Annotated in this window: 3 protein-coding genes, 1 tRNA gene and 1 pseudogene; 3 read left to right on the forward strand and 2 right to left on the reverse strand. The window is 64.4% G+C overall.

The features are described 5' to 3' along the window. Window positions 1–252, reverse strand: a pseudogene (locus tag WAW17_RS02135) (hypothetical protein); the annotation flags it as partial. A 37-nt stretch (window positions 253–289) separates the two neighbouring features. Here WAW17_RS02135 and WAW17_RS02140 point away from each other — a divergent pair. The 3 genes from WAW17_RS02140 (at window position 290) to WAW17_RS02150 (ending at window position 1,433) form a co-directional block, all read left to right on the forward strand. Continuing rightward, on the forward strand, window positions 290–520 hold the full coding sequence (locus WAW17_RS02140; protein ID WP_422331379.1) for a hypothetical protein: 231 nt from the start codon (window positions 290–292) through the stop codon (window positions 518–520). A 177-nt stretch (window positions 521–697) separates the two neighbouring features. Further along, complete coding sequence (locus tag WAW17_RS02145) at window positions 698–1,150, forward strand: hypothetical protein (protein WP_422331380.1); 453 nt, start codon at window positions 698–700, stop codon at window positions 1,148–1,150. Window positions 1,151–1,250: 100 nt separating this feature from the next. Next, window positions 1,251–1,433: a hypothetical protein gene (locus WAW17_RS02150; protein WP_422331381.1), complete on the forward strand. Its 183-nt coding sequence runs from the start codon at window positions 1,251–1,253 to the stop codon at window positions 1,431–1,433. 393 nt (window positions 1,434–1,826) lie between these two features. On the opposite strand, the gene WAW17_RS02155 is transcribed toward WAW17_RS02150, so the two are convergent. Continuing rightward, a tRNA-Ile gene (locus tag WAW17_RS02155) sits at window positions 1,827–1,900 on the reverse strand. Window positions 1,901–1,958: the final 58 nt, after the last annotated feature.

Consider the following 1,958-nt stretch of genomic DNA (forward strand, 5'->3'; position numbering starts at 1 on the left):
TCCCGAGAGTCGCAACAGTCCGCCGAAGGCATCGGCCGCGATGACCACCACGACCAGCAGCATCGCGGTCACCGCCCACACCACTGCCGCCGTACGGCGCCCGCCCGTGTCCTGTTCGCGCTGCGAGGCAGCACCGGAGACGGGTCGGCCCCCGGACGAGTCGATCGATTTGCCCTGAATTTGCCGCTGCAACACCCGAGGGGCGGCGCATACTGAGAACGGCGAGAGGACCATCATGCCGTCACTTCTCATACAACACTCGGTACCCGACTTCGATGCATGGAAAGCCATGTTCGACAGCGACCCCGTCGACCGGAAGGGGTCTGGTGTAACTCGTTATCGCGTTGCCAGATCGCTCGGCACCCCCACCACCGTCTCGATCGAACTGGAGCTGAACACCATCGAGGAAGCGGAGCGACTGCACGAGAAGCTCCGCACGTTGTGGTCCGGCCCTGCCTCGGCAATAGTCCAGGACCCTCGGATGCAGATCGTGGAGACGGTCGAAGAGGTCACTCTCTGACGACGCCGGGCGTCACCGGTTCATGCACCGCCGGTTCCTTGACAGCCGCCTCCCACCACCGGATCATCGTCGGGACACGTCGCCGATATCAGCGGCCGCCGACATCACCGGCGTCCAGTGCCCACATTTATCGCTCGTCGGGATGTTCTCGGATCCGTCCTCGCCACAGCAGCTTTCGTGACGTTTGTGCCTGTGTCCCCGCCGGCATCGGCCGCGGGCCGCATCAATCTGTCCGCCCCACCCAACGGGCAGTCCTGCGCGGAGAGGAACACCGCTCCCAACGCAGCCGGGCATCGCAACGCATTCGCGAAGTTCCAACACACCGGAACGTCCGTGAGCGCGACGGTCAGCGACAAGGGCTATACGACCTTCCGCGAAAGCGACCGCATCCTCACCAGCGTGACGTTCACATTCACCGACGGCACCGGCACCCCACGATGGGTCCAGCGCCACATGGCCATTCATGCCTCCTCGACGATCGTCGACGGACAGCAGACACGGCTCTGGTACGACGCAACCGACCCCGGCAACGACTCGAGGGTCACTGTCGAACTCGCCAACGAATGGCCGCTCCGAGGCCGATCGGGCAATCTCCGAGCGGATACTCGGAGACTCGACGGGGAGCAGTAGCGCCTCTGGTGTCGGTACAGCCGGGTACTGTCGCTCCCATGCACAGCACGCACCTAGGCTAGCCCCGGTCCGGGGCCGCCCCGACTCAGGAGAAAACCTGATGCGTGCTGCACTCTGCAAGGCCCTGTTCGCTGTGTTCGACCACCGGATCTGCTGTGGCCGGATCCCCGAATGGACCGCCCACGTCGGTCAGGAGTGGGACACCTACGACGTTGCGCCGTGGAATCTGTACAACGTGATCTGGCGGGTCCAGAACTGGATCCGCTGGGGCGTCAGCGAGTGAGTCGTGACGCGGCACGTCCGTGTTCGTTGCCGTCGAAAGGCGTTGAGGATCGAGTACTGCGGGCCGCGTGAGCGTTGCTGATCCATCGGGCGTCCCGGGGTGCATCCACGCCACTTCGGGCGTGTCCGCGGATGTCTGCACAACTCGACTCGGCGCTGATCCTGGTCGACTTGGCTATCCCGAAGTTCCAAGCCCTCGACCTGTCCGAGTTGCAGGTGATCGACCCGGAGCGCGGCATGCTCCCGCCGGGCGAGGCGCACCAAGTGATTCTCACGCTGCTGTCCGACCTGTCCGACGCGCGGTACGCATCGAAGGACACGATGTCGCACATGAACGAGGTGGCCGACCCCGCCGAACGCATGTACCAGAAGCAGTCTGAAACACCTTCAGAAGTGGGGCGGGCGGGGCTCGAACCCGCGACCAATGGATTATGAGTCCACGGCTCTAACCGACTGAGCTACCGCCCCATGGGCCACATCAAGAACATCAGTGGCCCGCCGAAATGCTACCGGCCCCGCTCACCTC

Origin of the sequence: Rhodococcus sp. (in: high G+C Gram-positive bacteria) (genome assembly GCF_049286785.1) — a bacterium.
GTDB lineage: Bacteria > Actinomycetota > Actinomycetes > Mycobacteriales > Mycobacteriaceae > Rhodococcus_F.